At 77.1% G+C, this 15,037-nt stretch carries 11 protein-coding genes; 8 read left to right on the top strand and 3 right to left on the bottom strand.

Features of this window, described 5'->3' with window-relative positions:
- Nucleotides 1-11: 11 nt before the first annotated feature.
- Nucleotides 12-371 carry an ArsC/Spx/MgsR family protein gene (locus tag ACOQFB_RS22245; RefSeq protein ID WP_421609554.1) on the bottom strand — a complete coding sequence of 120 codons (360 nt, stop codon included), beginning with the start codon at nucleotides 369-371 and terminating at the stop codon, nucleotides 12-14.
- 24 nt (nucleotides 372-395) lie between these two features.
- On the opposite strand from ACOQFB_RS22245, the gene ACOQFB_RS22250 reads away from it, so the two are divergent.
- The 4 genes from ACOQFB_RS22250 (at nucleotide 396) to ACOQFB_RS22265 (ending at nucleotide 7,081) form a co-directional block, all read left to right on the top strand.
- Nucleotides 396-2,255, top strand: coding sequence for an AAA domain-containing protein (locus ACOQFB_RS22250; RefSeq protein WP_421609555.1), 1,860 nt, complete (start codon nucleotides 396-398; stop codon nucleotides 2,253-2,255).
- A gap of 52 nt (nucleotides 2,256-2,307) precedes the next feature.
- Nucleotides 2,308-3,111, top strand: a complete 804-nt coding sequence (locus ACOQFB_RS22255) for a ribonuclease H-like domain-containing protein (protein ID WP_421609556.1) — start codon at nucleotides 2,308-2,310, stop codon at nucleotides 3,109-3,111.
- Nucleotides 3,112-3,251: 140 nt separating this feature from the next.
- The gene (purL, locus tag ACOQFB_RS22260; RefSeq protein WP_059439139.1) at nucleotides 3,252-5,531 is read left to right on the top strand and encodes a phosphoribosylformylglycinamidine synthase subunit PurL; all 2,280 of its coding nucleotides are present in this window, start codon (nucleotides 3,252-3,254) and stop codon (nucleotides 5,529-5,531) included.
- An 86-nt stretch (nucleotides 5,532-5,617) separates the two neighbouring features.
- Nucleotides 5,618-7,081 (top strand): response regulator, encoded by a 1,464-nt coding sequence (locus ACOQFB_RS22265; RefSeq protein WP_421609557.1) that lies wholly within the window; start codon nucleotides 5,618-5,620, stop codon nucleotides 7,079-7,081.
- Here ACOQFB_RS22265 and ACOQFB_RS22270 read toward each other — a convergent pair.
- Nucleotides 7,075-8,940: a hypothetical protein gene (locus tag ACOQFB_RS22270; protein WP_421609558.1), complete on the bottom strand. Its 1,866-nt coding sequence runs from the start codon at nucleotides 8,938-8,940 to the stop codon at nucleotides 7,075-7,077. The genes ACOQFB_RS22265 and ACOQFB_RS22270 overlap by 7 nt on opposite strands.
- 321 nt (nucleotides 8,941-9,261) lie before the next feature.
- Between ACOQFB_RS22270 and ACOQFB_RS22275 the strand changes: the two genes are divergently transcribed.
- From ACOQFB_RS22275 to ACOQFB_RS22290, 4 genes are all read left to right on the top strand, one after another.
- The gene (locus ACOQFB_RS22275; RefSeq protein ID WP_421609559.1) at nucleotides 9,262-9,915 is read left to right on the top strand and encodes a hypothetical protein; all 654 of its coding nucleotides are present in this window, start codon (nucleotides 9,262-9,264) and stop codon (nucleotides 9,913-9,915) included.
- Between the two features lie 10 nt (nucleotides 9,916-9,925).
- The gene (locus ACOQFB_RS22280) at nucleotides 9,926-11,479 is read left to right on the top strand and encodes an outer membrane protein assembly factor BamB family protein (protein ID WP_421609560.1); all 1,554 of its coding nucleotides are present in this window, start codon (nucleotides 9,926-9,928) and stop codon (nucleotides 11,477-11,479) included.
- A complete protein-coding gene (locus ACOQFB_RS22285; RefSeq protein ID WP_494492373.1) occupies nucleotides 11,476-13,236 on the top strand; it encodes a PEGA domain-containing protein in 1,761 nt (586 codons plus the stop codon). The genes ACOQFB_RS22280 and ACOQFB_RS22285 overlap by 4 nt, the downstream gene beginning before the upstream one ends.
- 94 nt (nucleotides 13,237-13,330) lie before the next feature.
- On the top strand, nucleotides 13,331-13,783 hold the full coding sequence (locus tag ACOQFB_RS22290; protein WP_011423254.1) for an acyl-CoA thioesterase: 453 nt from the start codon (nucleotides 13,331-13,333) through the stop codon (nucleotides 13,781-13,783).
- 6 nt (nucleotides 13,784-13,789) lie between these two features.
- Here ACOQFB_RS22290 and ACOQFB_RS22295 read toward each other — a convergent pair whose 3' ends face one another.
- Nucleotides 13,790-15,022, bottom strand: a complete 1,233-nt coding sequence (locus tag ACOQFB_RS22295; RefSeq protein ID WP_421610469.1) for a neutral/alkaline non-lysosomal ceramidase N-terminal domain-containing protein — start codon at nucleotides 15,020-15,022, stop codon at nucleotides 13,790-13,792.
- Nucleotides 15,023-15,037: the final 15 nt, after the last annotated feature.

The raw sequence follows: 15,037 nt of genomic DNA on the forward strand, positions 1-15,037 counted from the left end.
GCGTGGTGCGGTCAGCCCGGTCCGAGCAGCTCCAGCACGCGCTCGGGCGGCCGGGCCAGCACCGCGCGCGCGCCGGCCACCAGGATCGGGCGCTCCAGCATGCGCGGGTGGGCGGCGAGCGCCTCGACCAGCTCGGCCTCCGGCGTGCGGTCCGACAGGCGCAGCACCTGGTACTCGTCCTCGTCGCGGCGGGCCACCGCACGCGCCGGCAGGCCGAGCGCCCGGAGCAGCGCCGAGACCTCCTCCGCCGACGGGGGCTCCTCCAGCGGCCGCCGCAGGTCCGGCTCCACCCCGCGCTCGCGCAGGAGCGTGAGCGCGCGGCGGCTGGCCGGGCAGCGCGGATCGAACCAGAGGACGTACTCGCCGGACATCGCGGCTGCGACTATACGGGAGGCTTGGATCTCGCGCACCACCTCGACCGCCTCGCCGCGCTGCTCGCCGCCGAGCGCGACGAGGAGCGCGCCCGCTTCGCCGAGGCGAAGGGGCGGCTCTCGCTCGCCGAGCGCGAGGCCCGCGGGCTCGCCATCGCCGACGTGGAGGCGCAGGACGAGGGCGCGCTGGCCGGGCGGGCGCTCGTGACGTTCGGGCGCGGCGGGCGCCCGCTGCCGGGCGGGCGGATCGGCGCGGGGAGCCTGGTGTCGGTGGCGCAGCGCCGGGAGACGCCACCCGACGCACCCCAGGGCGTGGTGGCCCGGCGCACGCGCACCGCGGTGGCGGTGGCGTTCGACGAGCCGCCGCCCGACTGGGTCACCGACGGCCGGGTGGTGCTCGAGCTCGAGCCGTCGCCGGTCACCTGGGAGCGCCTCTCCGGCGGCCTGCGCCGGCTCCGCGACGACCGCGCCGGGAAGCGCTGGCACGCGGTGCTCGCGGGCGAGGCGGCCCGCTTCCTCCGCGCGCCCCGCGGCCCCGCGCTGGACGCGCCGCTCAACCCGGAGCAGCGGGCCGCGCTCGACCTCGCCGACCGCGCCGAGGACCTCGCGCTCGTGCACGGGCCGCCCGGCACCGGCAAGACCACCGTCCTCGTGGAGGTGATCCGCCGCGCCGCCGCCCGCGGCGAGACCGTGCTCGCGGCCGCGCCCTCCAACCTCGCGGTGGACAACCTGGTGGAGCGGCTCGCCGCGGCCGGCCTCGCCTGCGTGCGGGTGGGCCACCCGGCGCGCGTGCTCCCGGGCCTGCTCGAGCACACGCTCGAGGCGCGGGTGGAGGCGCACGAGGCGGCGCGGATCGCGCAGGGCCTCGTGGACCAGGCGCTCGCGCTCCGGCGCGACGCGCGCAAGCGGCGGCAGAAGCGCGGGCCGGGCCGGTTCAGCGCCTCGCGCGAGCAGGAGCGGGAGGCGCGGGCGCTGCTCGCCGAGGCGCGCGGGCTCGAGGCGCGGGCCGAGGCGGAGGTGCTGGAGCGCGCGCAGGTGGTGCTCGCCACGCTCACCTCGCTCGACGCGCCGGCGCTCGCCGGCCGCCGCTTCGCGCTCGCGGTGGTGGACGAGGCCACCCAGGCGGTCGAGCCGGCCGCGTACCTGGCGCTCCTGCGCGCCGACCGCGCGGTGCTGGCCGGCGACCACCTGCAGCTGCCGCCCACCGTGCTCTCCGCCGCGGCCCAGGCCGGCGGCCTGGGGGTGTCGCTGTTCGAGCGGCTGGTGGAGGCGCACGGCGACCGGGCGCGGGTGATGCTCGCCGAGCAGCACCGCATGAACGCCCGCATCATGGCGTTCCCGTCCGAGGCGCTCTACGGCGGCGCGCTCCGCGCCCACCCGGCCGCCGCCGGCCGCGCCGTGGACGACGCGCCGCTCGAGCTGGTGGACACCTCCGGGCGCGGCTTCGAGGAGGAGACGCCGGAGGGCTCCGACTCGAAGCAGAACGCCGGCGAGGCGGAGCTGGCGGCGTCGGAGGTCCGGCGCCTGCTCGCGGCCGGGCTCGCCCCCGACGACGTGGCGGTGATCTCGCCCTACGACGCGCAGGTGCAGCGCCTCCGGCAGCTCCTCGCCGACGAGCTGGAGGCCGGCCTGGAGGTGGACACGGTGGACGGCTTCCAGGGGCGCGAGAAGGAGGCGGTGGTGGTCTCGCTGGTGCGCTCCAACGAGGCGGGCGAGGTGGGCTTCCTCGCCGACGTGCGCCGCATGAACGTGGCGCTCACCCGCGCGCGGGCGAAGCTGGTGGTGGTGGGCGACGGCAGCACCGTGTCGCGCCACCCGTTCTACCGGAGCTTCCTCGAGCACGCCGAGCGCGCCGGCGCGTGGCGGAGCGCCTGGGAGCGGTGAGCCGGGCCGGCTTTGCGCGCGCGGCGGCTCCGCGCGTAAGCTCCGCCTCCGCATGATCCGCAGCACCTTCCGGCTCGCGCCGGGCATCGGCCCCTACCTCGAGGGGAAGCTCTGGAACGCCGGCATCCGGCGCTGGGCCGACCTGCCCGCCGCGCCCGCGGTGGCGCTCTCGCCGCGGATCGACGCGCGCCTGCGCGACGCGGTGGCCCGCGCCGAGGCCGCGCTCGAGGCGGGCGACGCCGACGCGCTCGCGGCCATGATCCCGCGCAACGAGCGCTGGCGGCTCTACCCCGCCTTCGCGGAGGACGCCGCGTTCCTCGACGTCGAGACCGACGGCGAGCGGCTCACCTGCGTGGGCGTGCTGGACGCGTCCGGGCCGCGGCTGTTCCTGGACGGTCGCGACCTCGACGCGTTCCCGGAGGCGGCGCGCGGCTGGAAGGTGCTCGTCACCTACAACGGCCTCGCCTTCGACGAGCCGGTGCTCCGGCGCGCGTTCCCCGGCTGGCGCCCGCCGCGCGCGCACGTGGACCTCTGCCACCTCTGGCGCCGCCTCGGCCACAGGGGCGGCCTGAAGCGGCTCGAGGAGGAGACCGGCGTCGGCCGCCCGGCGCACCTCCACGGCCTCTCCGGCCTGGACGCGGTCCGCCTCTGGCGCGCCTGGCAGGAGCGGGGCGACGCCGACGCGCTCCGGCTGTTCGCCGAGTACAACCTGCACGACGCGGTCAACCTCCGGACGCTCATGGGCCTCGGCTACAACCGGCTGGTGGAGCGGCTGCGGCTCCCCGCCGCCCCGGTGCCGGTCTCCGAGCGCGGCGACGTCCGCTACGACCTGACGAAGCTGCTCCTGGCGCTGTAGGCGGTCCGCCCGGTGACGCGCCCGGGCGGCCAGGACCGGGGCGCCCCGGGCCCGCGGCGCGCGGCCGGCCGCACGCCCGGCGCCCGGCCGGACGACGAGCCTCGATCTCCCGGGCCTCCGCCGCTAGAATCCGCGGCCTCATGACCGAGCAGATCACCCCCGAGATCGTCGCGCAGCACGGCCTCAAGCCGGACGAGTACCAGCGCATCCTCGAGCACCTCGGGCGCGTGCCCACGCTCACCGAGCTGGGCGTGTTCTCGGTCATGTGGAGCGAGCACTGCTCCTACAAGTCGTCGCGCGTCCACCTGAAGACCTTCCCGACCAGCGGCCCGCGGGTGCTGCAGGGGCCGGGCGAGAACGCGGGCGTGGTGGACCTCGGCGACGGGCTCGCCGCCGCGTTCAAGATGGAGAGCCACAACCACCCGAGCTACATCGAGCCGTACCAGGGCGCGGCCACCGGCGTGGGCGGCATCCTCCGCGACGTCTTCACCATGGGCGCCCGCCCCATCGCCTCGCTGAACGCGCTCCGCTTCGGCGACCCGAGCCACCCGAGGACCGCCTACCTGCTGGAGGGCGTGGTGGCCGGCATCGGCGGCTACGGCAACTGCATGGGCGTGCCCACCGTGGGCGGCGAGGTGGCGTTCCACCCCTCGTACAACGGCAACTGCCTGGTGAACGCGTTCACGCTCGGCATCCTCCCCGCCGACAAGATCTTCCGCGGCACCGCCGCCGGCGTCGGCAACCCGGTGATGTACGTGGGGGCGAAGACCGGCCGCGACGGCATCCACGGCGCCACCATGGCGTCGGCCGAGTTCGACGCCTCCACCGAGGAGAAGCGCCCGACGGTGCAGGTCGGCGACCCGTTCATGGAGAAGCTGCTGCTCGAGGCGTGCCTCGAGCTGTTCCAGACCGACGCGGTGGTCGGCATCCAGGACATGGGCGCCGCCGGCCTCACCAGCTCGTCGGTGGAGATGGCCGGCCGCGGCGGGAACGGGCTCGACCTGTTCCTCGACAAGGTGCCGCTCCGCGAGGAGGGGATGACGCCGTACGAGATCCTCCTCTCCGAGTCGCAGGAGCGCATGCTGCTCGTGGCGGCCGAGGGCAAGGAGGAGCTGGTCCGGAGCATCTGCGAGAAGTGGGACCTCGACGTGGCGGTGATCGGGCGCGTGACCGCGAGCGGCCGCTGGCGCGCGCACTGGCGCGGCGAGGTGGTGGCCGACCTGCCGGTGGATCCGCTCACCGAGGGCGCGCCGAAGTACCACCGCCCCATGACCCCGCACCCGGCGCTGCCCGCGCTGCACGCCTTCGACCCGGCCACCCTGCCCGAGCCGGCCGACCTCGGCGCGGCGCTGCTCCGGCTGCTCGCCCGGCCCACCATCGCGTCCAAGGAGTGGGTCTACCGCCAGTACGATCACATGGTCCGGCTGGTCGGCGCGGTGCGGCCCGGCGGCGACGCCGCGGTGGTGCGCCTCGCGGTCTCGCACGACAAGCACGCGCACAAGGGGATCGCGCTCTCGGTGGGCGTGAACGGGCGCTTCTGCTTCCTCGACCCGTACCTCGGCGCCATGCACGCGGTGGCCGAGTGCGCCCGCAACATCGCCTGCGTGGGCGGCGAGCCCATCGCCATCACCGACTGCCTGAACTTCGGCAACCCCGAGAAGCCGGAGATCATGTGGCAGTTCGCCGAGTGCGTGCGCGGCATCGGCGACGCCTGCCGCGCGTTCGGCACCCCGGTCGTCTCCGGCAACGTCTCGCTCTACAACGAGACCGAGGGCCAGGGCATCCTGCCCACGCCCACCGTCGGCATGGTGGGCCTGGTCGAGCCGGTGGAGCGCACCTGCCACTCCACCTTCCGCGACGCCGGCGACGTCATCGCGCTGGTGGGGAGCCTGCAGGGCGAGGTGGGCGGCTCGGAGTACCTGTCGGCGGAGCACGGCGAGGAGGCCGGCCGCCCGCCGGCGCTCGACCTCGCGCGCGAGAAGGCGGTGCAGGAGACCGTCCGCCGCGCCGTCCGGGCCGGCCTGCTCTCCTCGGCGCACGACTGCTCCGAGGGCGGCCTCGCGGTGGCGCTGGCGGAGAGCTGCATGATGCACGAGGTCCCCGCCGACGGCTCGAAGCCGGGCTGGATCGGCTGCGCGGTGCGAATCCCGTTCCCGGTCCGCAAGGACTTCGTGCTGTTCGGCGAGGACGCGAGCCGCATCCTGGTGTCGCTGCCCAAGGAGAACGCCGCCCGGTTCGTGGAGCTCGCGCAGGCGTGCGGCGCGCCGGTCATCCGCCTCGGGGCGGTGGGCGGCGACCGGCTGGAGATCCAGGGCGCGCTCTCGGTGCCGGTCGAGGAGCTGGCGCGCGCGTGGCGCGACGGCATCCCCGCCGTCCTCCGCCGGGACGCCGCGCACGCCGGGGCGGCCGCGCCGGCCTAGCGCACGCCTGCGAGGGGCGCCGGCCGGCGCCCCCATCTCGCGGGCGGCGCACGCCTTCCACCTGGAGTATGGACTGGACGCGCCCAATGGACACCGTCGAGCTCGCCTGCATCTTCGTCCGGGCCGAGGGGGACCGCCTGCTCGCGGCGGAGCGGCTCGTGCTGGCCCTGCCGCACGTGCTCGGCGACGCCCTCGACGGCTGTGACCTCGCGTTCGCCTCGTCCACCCGGTTCCTCGCGGTGGCGGTCGCCGCCCGCGGCGGGGCCGCCTCGGAGGCGGCGCGGGCGCGCCTCGCGTTCTGGACGGCGCGCGCCGGCGGCCGGCTGCTCGCGCCCGCCGACGCGCCGGACGCGGAGCGGGAGCGGCTGCGGGCGCAGGTGGACGCGTGCGACGTCGTCGCCGAGGGCATCCTCCCCGGCGACCTGCTCGACGTGTCGGGACGCTTCTTCGGCGAGGCCGGCGCGCCGGCGGGGCGGCACCGGAGCGCCGCCGCGCACCCGGTGCTGTGCATGGACGTGGGTGGGCCCGGCTGGCAGGGCGTGCAGTGCGATCCCAAGGCGGGGACGCTGTTCGTGGCGGCGCCCATCGCGCCGCCGCCCGGTGACGTGCTCGCCCTCGCGCTCCGGCTGCCCGGGGTGGCGCGGCCGGTGGAGGCGCGCGCGACCGTGATGGACGTCCGCGGCCCCGCGCAGGCGCGGCCCGGCGCGCCGGCCGGCTACACGCTGCGCCTCGACGAGGCCCCGCCGGCGCTGCGCGACGCCCTCGCCCGCAAGGCCGCCGGCGCCAGCGAGGTCGGCGCCGGCACCCGCGCCACCGCCCGCTTCGCGGTGAGCGGCCCGGTCACGGTCGTCGCGCTGCCGCCGCCCGACCCCGCCGCGCAGGCGCGCATCGAGTACGCGACCGCCAGCGAGCTCGCCTCCGACTGGATCGAGAACCTCTCCCAGGGCGGTGCGTTCGTGCGCACCGCCCGGCCCGCCAAGGTGGGCGCGCAGCTCGTGCTCCGCCTCGCCCTGCCGAACGGCGTCGAGCTGTCCACCCCGGCGCGCGTGGTGTTCGCGAGCGCGAGCGGCATGGGCGTGCGGTTCACGCTCGACGCCGAGGCGGACGCGGTCCTCTCCGCGGCGGTGGCGCAGCTCTCCGGCCGGCCCCGCCGCGCGCTGGTGGTGGACGACGACGCGCTGCTCCGCCGGATGCTCGCCGACGCGCTCGGCGGCCGCGGGTTCGAGGTGCTCACCGCCGCCGACGCGACCGAGGGGCTCCGGGTGCTCGCGGAGGAGGTGCTCGCGCTCGACCTCCTCGTCACCGACGTGCGCATGCCCGGCATGGACGGCGCCGAGCTGGTGCGCCGGATCCGCACCGTGGGCGGCGAGGCCGACCTCGCCATCGTGGCGGTGACCGGCCGGCTCGAGGAAGGGCTGGAGCCGCGGCTCGCGGCGGCCGGCGCCGACGCGGTCCTGGACAAGGCGCTCGGCGTCGAGCGCATCGCCCAGGCCGCCGACGCGGTGGTGGAGCGCCGCCGGTCGGCGCCCGGCGGCGCGCCCGCCTACTGACAGCTCCGCACGTAGCTGAAGGTCGCGCTCGGTGTGGTGGGGGAGTCCGCGCCATCGGTCACCGAGAAGGTCTGCGTGCTCGTCGCCTGCGTGGCGGTGCAGGTGGCGACCTCCGGCGCGACGGCCGTGGCCTGCTCGCACGCCCCGCCCTCGCACCGCACGCTCATCGGGGTCACGCCGGCCGAGAACGCCACCTGGACCGGATCGCCGTCCGGGTCCGAGACCTTCGGCGTCACCGCGTAGGTCCGCGCCGGGATCACCAGCGGGTACTGCACGCAGACCGACCCCGACCAGCGGCAGCAGAGCGCGTCGTCGGGGGGACGGTCGCACGTGACCACCTGCGTGACCGTGGAGGAGGTGGCGGTGGGCAGGCCGTTGCCGATCGAGAGCTGCGCCGCGGGCAGCGCGGTGGCGGTCCAGGGATCGGCGATCGAGGGCGCGATCGTGTGCAGGCCGACGAAGGCCGCGAGGTCGGACGGGGTCTGGTACGCGCCGCTGCACTCGCTGATCGCGGCGCCATCGGACAGGAGCGTGAGCCGGTCGCAGGCCGCGTCGCCGGTGCCGCCGGTGGGCCAGATGGGGTCGCCGTCCGGGTCCACCACGCGCCACAGCTCCTGCGTGGCGCGGTAGCGCCGGGCGATGGGGTCGAACGCGTGGAGGATCCCGAGCCCGCTCGACGGCGCCGACACCACCGAGGGCGGGCGGTTGCCCACCGTCACCGGCAGCTCGGCCCGCGCCGGCGCGCCGTTCGCGTCGGCGACCGTCACCACGAGGGTGCGCTCCAGCCCCGCGCCGCCGGCGAGGTAGGGGGCGTCGGCCGGCGAGGCGTAGGGGATGGCCACGCGGAAGGTGAGCGCGGCGCCGAGGTCCTCGCCCTCGAAGACGCCGGCGTCGCCGTCGCCGGCGTGGTGCCAGGTCACGGTGCGCGGCTCGAGCGGATCGCCGTCCGGGTCGGTCACCGAGATCGGGATCCGCCCCTCGGCGACGAGGCGCGGGCCCGAGGCGTCGTACGCGTGCGGCGCCTCGGGGGGCGGCGTGGCGGCGACCGCCGGCGGGCGGTTGCCGACGCTCACCCGCGTGGCCGCGGCGCCGAGCACACCCGCGTCGTCGGACGCCTCGACCCGGAACACCCAGTCGCCCGAGATGGCCGTCCCGTCGGTCTCGATGGACACCGCCGGCGCGATGTCGTCGGGCCCGGGGGTGAAGGTCGCGCGGCGGTCGGCGCCGAGGGGGCGGCCGGCGGGCGGCTCCACCGTCCACTGCCAGCGGACCGGTCCCTGCGCGGCGGCGGCCGAGAGGGTGGCCGACAGCGCCACCGGGCCGTCGGGGGCGCAGCGCAGCGGCTCGCCCTGGCACAGGTGGCCGAGCGCGACGTCCGGGCCGGCGGCGACGGGCGGCGTGCCGGCGTAGGGCGCGACGTCCAGCTCGAGCCGGGCCGGCGCGCTCTCGGCGCCGAGCTGGTCGCGCACCACCAGCTCGATCGCGTAGCGGCCGGCGCACCCGAAGCGCACCCGCGCCAGCGGACCGGTGCCGGCCACCGCCGGCGCTGCGCAGGGCGCGTCCACGGCCGCGATCGTCCACGCGTGCGAGGCGACCGCGTCGCGGGGCGCGTCCGGATCGGCGCTCCCGCCGCCGTCCAGCTCCACCAGCGCGAACGCCTGCGGCCCCGCGGGCGCGGCGATGACCGCGATCGGCGGGGCGTTCGCGACGCAGGCGCCGGCCACGCAGCGCGCCGCCGCGCCGCAGCCGTCGTCCGCCTGGCACGTGCGCGCCGTGGCGCCGCCGCCCGAGCAGCCCGCTCCCGCTGCGATGACGAAGATGATGATCCCGAGCCGCTCCACGAACCCTGCGCTGCGCATCGGCCGTCCTCCTGGAAGGCGAAGTTCACGGATCGTACGGACGCACGATCCGGTTTCAAGCGGCGCGGTCGCACTGCGAGTGTCGTACCAGGGAGCAGATCCACCTTTCGCGAGTGATCCCGCATCCCGGACGCTGGGTCGAGTCCGCGCCTCGGGTGGGCGGTCCGCGGCGCGGACCGTCCGGCGCGCCCGAGCCGGGGTGGGTCACGCGGATCCACACGCGTCGGGGGCGCTGCACGCCGCTTGCAGCGGGCGACGCAGCTGTGCTGATAGTGCGGGCGCACTCAGCGTGACGGCGTGACGGATCGTGCGGAGGTGGCGATGGCGCTTTCGGGCGTGATGGGCATGGTGATCGCGGCGGCGGTCGCCTCGGGCGGAGAGCGCCTGCTGCTGTGCCGGCCGGTGGTGGACGGCGATCCGGCGCTGGCGCGGGCCGAGGCCGTCGGCGAGGCGGCGCGGGCGCGGCCGGGGCGCTGGCTCGACTACGGCGTCGCCTGCGACGGCGCGGCGGAGGGCGCGCGCGCGGCGCGGCGGGCCGGGCTGGCGCACGCGGTGGTGGCGCGCGCCGAGGGCCGCTCCGACGGGAGCCGGTTCGTGCTGGTGCTCACGGACGCCTCCACCGAGGAGGCCCGCGCCCAGCGCCTGGTGGAGGTGCCGCCGGGCAAGGACGCGGTGAGGCCGCTGCGCAGCGCGCTGGACGGGCTGCTCCAGGCGCTGCCGCCCGAGCCGGGGCCGGGCGCGGGGCGGATCGCGGCCTGGAGCCTGGCCGGCGCAGGGGCGGCGTCCCTGATCGCGGGCGTGGCGCTGGCGGTCTCCGCGTCGAGCGCGGCGGACCGGGCCGACGCCGCCGGCGATCCGGCCGCGTACACGCGGGCGCGCGCCGACTGGCGCAGCCGCCGGCGGTGGAGCGCAGCGGCCCTCGGCGCCGGCGGCGCGGCCCTCGCGGCGGGGCTCACCTGGCGATTCGCCTTCTAGGAGGAGCGACATGGACCGGATGCTGGCGCTGGCGGCGGTGCTCGCCGTGGGGTGCAGTGGCGTGAAGGAGGACCGGCAGGGCTGCGCGCGCAGCGCCGACTGCCCGGCGGGCGAGTACTGCGCCTCCACGCCGGACGGCGCGGTCTGCTGGCCCGACGCGCAGCCGCCCGCCGTGAGCGGCGTGGCCGTGGCCTGCGGGCCGCCCTGCCTGCGCGACGGGACGCTGCGCGTGGAGGCGACCGTCGCGGACGACCACGAGGTCGGTGAGGTCGCGGTCGCGCTCGACCTCGATCCGTCGCGCGCGGTCCCGATGGCCCGCGCCGGCGGCCGCTGGGTGGCGCAGGTGCCGCTCGAGGGATACCCGTTCCCCGCGTTCGAGGGCGCCGTGGTCGCGACGGTGACGGCGCGCGACGGGGCGAGGAACGCGAGCATCCCGGTGGACGTGCCGGCGCAGACCGTGACGAGGCTCCGGTGGGCTCAAGCAGCGGAGATCGGGGCCACCGTGGCCCTCAGTCCGCCTGCGGTCGACGACGTCGGGACGGTCGTCTTGGGCGGTAGCAACGGGAAGGTCTACCGATTCGACGCCACTGGGCTGCCTGTAGGCGCAGCTGTGCAATTGGCAGGAGGGGCGGCAGGGACTCCCGCCCTGACGGCGTCGGATATGTGGGTCGGAACACAGGGTGGATCCCTGTACATGATCGATACCAATGGTCAGACGACGTCTGCATCGTGCTCGCCAGGCGAACCGCTAGCGGGTCCACCTACGCTCACCGGTGATTGGGTTGTGGCCGCCTCTCAAGCGGCCCTGCTGTTGGTCGCCAACGCCACAGGGTTCTGCGATCAGACGAGCGTATTCGGTCCCGTTAGCGTGCCCACTGCAGCAGCTGGTGGGTTTGTGATCACCACATCATCGGGAACCCTTCTCAAGTACTCGCTGCCGGCCAACGGCGTGCTGCGCGCGGAGTGGGGAACAGTCGGCACGCCTGTCCCTCCAGTCGTCGGCGACTCTGTATCGGCGCCGATAGCGATCGATGCGGCGGACGCGATCTGGACCGTCGCTCAGAACGGAAACCTGAACCGTACGACGATGGACGCAGCAACCGTCACCCTGGGAACCGTGGCGCTCGGCAGCTCCGGCCCCATCGTCCTCGCCGACGGCAGCGTGGTGATCGGCAGCGGCGCGGGCCTGCTCCAGCGCTTCTCCACGGCCGGCGCCCCGCCGTGGACCGAGAGCGAGGCGCTGAACGGCGTGCCGGCGATCCCGCTCGCGCTCGCCGGCGAGCGGCCGGCGCTGCTCGTGCCGACCTCCACCGGCCGGCTCTACGCCGTGGACGCCGACGACGGGAAGATCGCCTGGAGCGTGAAGCTGTCCGCCACCGGCCAGGCCCTCCAGCCCGCCAACGTCCACGGCGCGCCCGGCGCGGCCACCTCCACCGCGTACGTGGCCGGGGCCGACGGCAAGCTCTACGCGGTCATCGTGGACGGGCAGCTCGATCGCGCCGCGCCGTGGCCCAAGGCGTTCCACGACCCGCGCAACACCGGCAACGCGGGGGCGCTGCCGTGAGGCGCGCGCTCGTCGCGGCCCTGTGCGCACTGGCCGCCACCGGCGCCGGCGCGGTGGAGCGGCTCGGGGTGATGGCGGTGGCCGACCCGCCGGCCGGGCCCGACGCCGAGCTCACCGAGCTCGCGCACCAGCTCCGCGCCGCGTGCCGCGACCGCGTCGGCGGCGTGGAGGAGGTGGCCACCATGCGGCGGCGGCTGCTCGGCCAGGGCTCGGACGCGACGCTCTCCGAGCTGGACCGCGCCTACGGCGGCGCGCTGGCGGTCTACCAGAACGGCGAGTTCGACAGCTCGGTCCGCACGCTGCGCGCCATCGTGGACGACCTGGAGGCGCTGCCCGAGGGGGAGGAGGCGTACTTTCAGTGGAAGCGCGCCATGCTCCGGCTCGCCCACGCCTCGCTCAGCCTGGGGCAGGAGCGCGAGATGGAGCGCGCCTTCCTCGCGCTCGCCCGCACCGACCCTGCGCTGCAGCCGGATCCGGACCAGTACTCGCCCGGCTTCCGCCGCCGCTTCGAGGAGGTGAAGGCGCGGGTGCGCGCGCTGCCCCGGCGGCGCCTGCACGTCGCCTCGGAGGGACGGTCCGGCACGGTCTACGTGAACGGCCGCGCCATGGGCACGACGCCCGTCACGCTGACGCTGCCGGCGGGGAGCTACCGCGTCGGCGGCGGGGCGGGCGCGCTGCGGGTGCCGAGCTTCACCGTGGACCTCGAGCCGGAGGACCGGAGCGTGGTGCTGGACTTCGCGCTGGCGGAGGCGCTGCGCGTGAACGCCGGCCCCGGGCTGGCGCTCGCGCCGGAGGCGCGCGGCTACGGCATCGTGCGCGCCGGCGCCTGGCTCGGCGTCGATCGCCTGCTGACGGTGAGCCGCGCGCAGGAGGGCCAGGCGCAGTTCCTGGTCGGCTCGATCTTCGACGTGCGCCGGGGCGCGCTGCTGCGCGAGGGGAGCGTGCGGCTGGTGGCGGGCGGCCTGCCGTCGGTCCAGGTCGGCGCGCTCGCGTCGTTCCTGCTCACCGGCCAGTCCTCGCGCGACGTGCAGAACCTGACGCAGCAGGGGCCGCGCGAGATCCGGCCGCCGCTGCCGCCGGTCGCCGAGGCGCCGTCCGTGCCGGCCGCCCCGCCGGCCGTCGTGCCCACGCGCGCGGCCGCGCCGACGCCCGCGCCGCCGGTGCCGGCCGCGACGGCGGCCGCGGCCCTCGCCCCGCGCCCGGAGCCGGCGCGGACCACGCCGTCGGCCCCCGCGCCTGCGCCCGCGCCATCGCTGGCGCCGGCGACCGGCTCGTCGCCCCCCGCGGCCGTCGCCGCGGCGCCCACCGTGGCGGCCGCCCCCGCGCCCGCGCCGGTGCGGTCGATCCTCGCCCCCGCCCCCCGCGCGGCGGCGCTGCCTGCGCCGGATCCGGCCGGGCGGGCGCTGCCCGGAGCGTCGCGGGCCGGCGCCGGGCCCGGCTGGATGCGGCCGGCGGCCATCGGCTCGGGCGCGCTCGCGCTGGGCCTCGCGGCGGTCGCGGTGCAGCAGGGGCTCGCCGCCTCCGGCCGCTACGCGGACGCGCGGGACATGCTCGGTCCCGACGGCCAGCTCCTGGCCGGCTCGGATCCGGGCCGCTACCGCGACCTCCGCGGCAGCGGGGACGCCGCCCGGCGCAACGCGTTCGTGTCCGCCGGGTTCGCCGCGGCGTTCGCGGCCACCGCAGGCGTGCTGGGCTGGCTGACATGGGATCGGGACCGCGACGCCGATGCGGGCGGCGGGCTGGCGGTGCGCTTCTGAGGCCGCGAACCCGCCGTCCGTCCCAAGCGGGTCCCCGCGTCGGGCCCGGCGCGGGGGTAAACAATCGGCTACCCACCTCGGAGCCGAGAACCGGATGCGCTACACGAAGATCTTCATCGTCCGCTGGGCCGACTGCGACGCGAACGGCCACATGCGCAACACCGCCTACAGCGAGTACGCCATCGACACGCGCATGAGCTGGCTCGCCGACCAGGGCTGGCCGTTCTCGCGGTTCGAGGAGCTCGGGATCGGCCCGGTGCTCCTGCGCGAGGAGATCGACTACGTCCGCGAGCTGCGCCTGGGCGACTCGGTCGAGGTGGACCTGACCGGCCTCGGGCTCTCCTCGGACGGCGCGCGCTGGAAGCTCGCGCACGAGTTCTGGCGGCCGGGCGGGAAGACCGCGGCCCGGATCGTGCTGAGCGGCGCGTGGATGGGCATGGAGTCGCGCCGGCTGGTGGTGCCGCCGGACGGGCTCACCGAGGCGATGCGGAAGGTCCCGCAGGGCCCGACGTGGGAGGAGCTCGCGCCGCTGAAGCCGCGGGAGTAGGCGGGCTCAGCGGCGGCCGGCCGCCGCCGGGGTGCGTCCGGCGCCCGCGGGCGCGCGCTCCGGCCGCTCGCCGCGCACCGCCGCCGCCGCGGCCGCCACCGCCGGCTCGAGCCGCGCCCCGAGCGACGGCCCGTAGTAGGTCCGCGGCGTCTCCCCGCGCTCCGAGGCCATCATCCGCGGCGTCTCCACGTAGCCGACGTACCCGTTCACGAGCGAGACGATCTGCGCGCCCGGCCCGGCCGCGCGGCGCCAGGCCTCGGCGACCTCGGAGACCGGCTCTCCGGGCACCGCCACCAGCACGAGCCCGCCGAGCCGCAGCGCCTCCACGTCGGCGCGCGCCGGCATGGTGTCCCAGGACGCGTTGCTCGCGGCGCGGCGCAGGAGCGGCGGGACGGCCCCGGGATCCGGCGCGGGCAGCGGCACGTCGGCGGTGGCGAAGGCGATCGCGGGCGCGGGGTCCGGCACCGAGTAGGCGAGCCCGTCCACCGCGCGCGCGAACGCGTCGCCGTAGCGATCGGTGGGGGTGCCCTCCGGGCCCTTCACCGGCGTCGCCGCCTGGTCGCCGAGCGCGCCCTGGAAGAAGAGCCGCACGCCGTGCCCGCCGCCGGCGAGGTAGCGGCCCGGCCAGTCGCCGGAGATGAGCAGGTTGGCGCGGCCGAGCGTGGTCGGGTGCGCGGCGAAGACCGCCACCTCGGAGACCGGCGTGCCGTCCGGCCGGTCGATCCGCACCACGGTGAGGCGGGCCTCGACCGGCCCCACGGTCCGGTTGTAGGCGAGCTCCTCGGCGCGCCCCTCGCCCACCGAGAGCCGCGCCGGGCCGGAGGCCGCCGCGGCGGCGCGGATGGCCTCGGCGATCCCGCCGGCGATGCGATCGCGGAGCACCGGGTCGAACGGGCCGGTGGCGATGTGCTCGCCGAACACGTGATCCCAGTAGCCGCCCGGGCCGGAGTGCGTGTGGGTGGCGCCGACGAGGAGCCCGTCGAGCGGGACGTCGCCCAGCCGCGCGCGCACCGCCACCTCGAGCGCCTCCGGGACGAGCAGGATCTCCGCGGAGGCGAGCGCGAAGCGGCACTCGCCGGCCGAGAGGACGAGCGCGCGGGCGCCCACCGGATCGCGGATCCCCTCGCTCGCGTACCGGAGCCGGGCGAAGCCGCCGATCGGCACGCCGGGCGGCAGCTCGAACGTCGCCGCGGCGGCGCCGGCGGACAGCGGACCCTGGCAGCGGCGCACGGCCGTCACGCGGGGCGCCTCCGC

Origin of the sequence: Anaeromyxobacter sp. Red801, from assembly GCF_049201065.2 — a bacterium.
Lineage (GTDB): Bacteria > Myxococcota > Myxococcia > Myxococcales > Anaeromyxobacteraceae > Anaeromyxobacter.

Bases quoted from the DNA above. Each gene is read 5' to 3' on its own strand.
- ACOQFB_RS22245 (WP_421609554.1), bottom strand. From the start codon at position 371: ATGTCCGGCGAGTACGTCCTCTGGTTCGATCCGCGCTGCCCGGCCAGC.
- ACOQFB_RS22255 (WP_421609556.1), top strand. From the start codon at position 2,308: ATGATCCGCAGCACCTTCCGGCTCGCGCCGGGCATCGGCCCCTACCTC.
- purL (WP_059439139.1), top strand. From the start codon at position 3,252: ATGACCGAGCAGATCACCCCCGAGATCGTCGCGCAGCACGGCCTCAAG.
- ACOQFB_RS22265 (WP_421609557.1), top strand. From the start codon at position 5,618: ATGGACACCGTCGAGCTCGCCTGCATCTTCGTCCGGGCCGAGGGGGAC.
- ACOQFB_RS22270 (WP_421609558.1), bottom strand. From the start codon at position 8,940: ATGCGCAGCGCAGGGTTCGTGGAGCGGCTCGGGATCATCATCTTCGTC.
- ACOQFB_RS22275 (WP_421609559.1), top strand. From the start codon at position 9,262: ATGGCGCTTTCGGGCGTGATGGGCATGGTGATCGCGGCGGCGGTCGCC.
- ACOQFB_RS22280 (WP_421609560.1), top strand. From the start codon at position 9,926: ATGGACCGGATGCTGGCGCTGGCGGCGGTGCTCGCCGTGGGGTGCAGT.
- ACOQFB_RS22290 (WP_011423254.1), top strand. From the start codon at position 13,331: ATGCGCTACACGAAGATCTTCATCGTCCGCTGGGCCGACTGCGACGCG.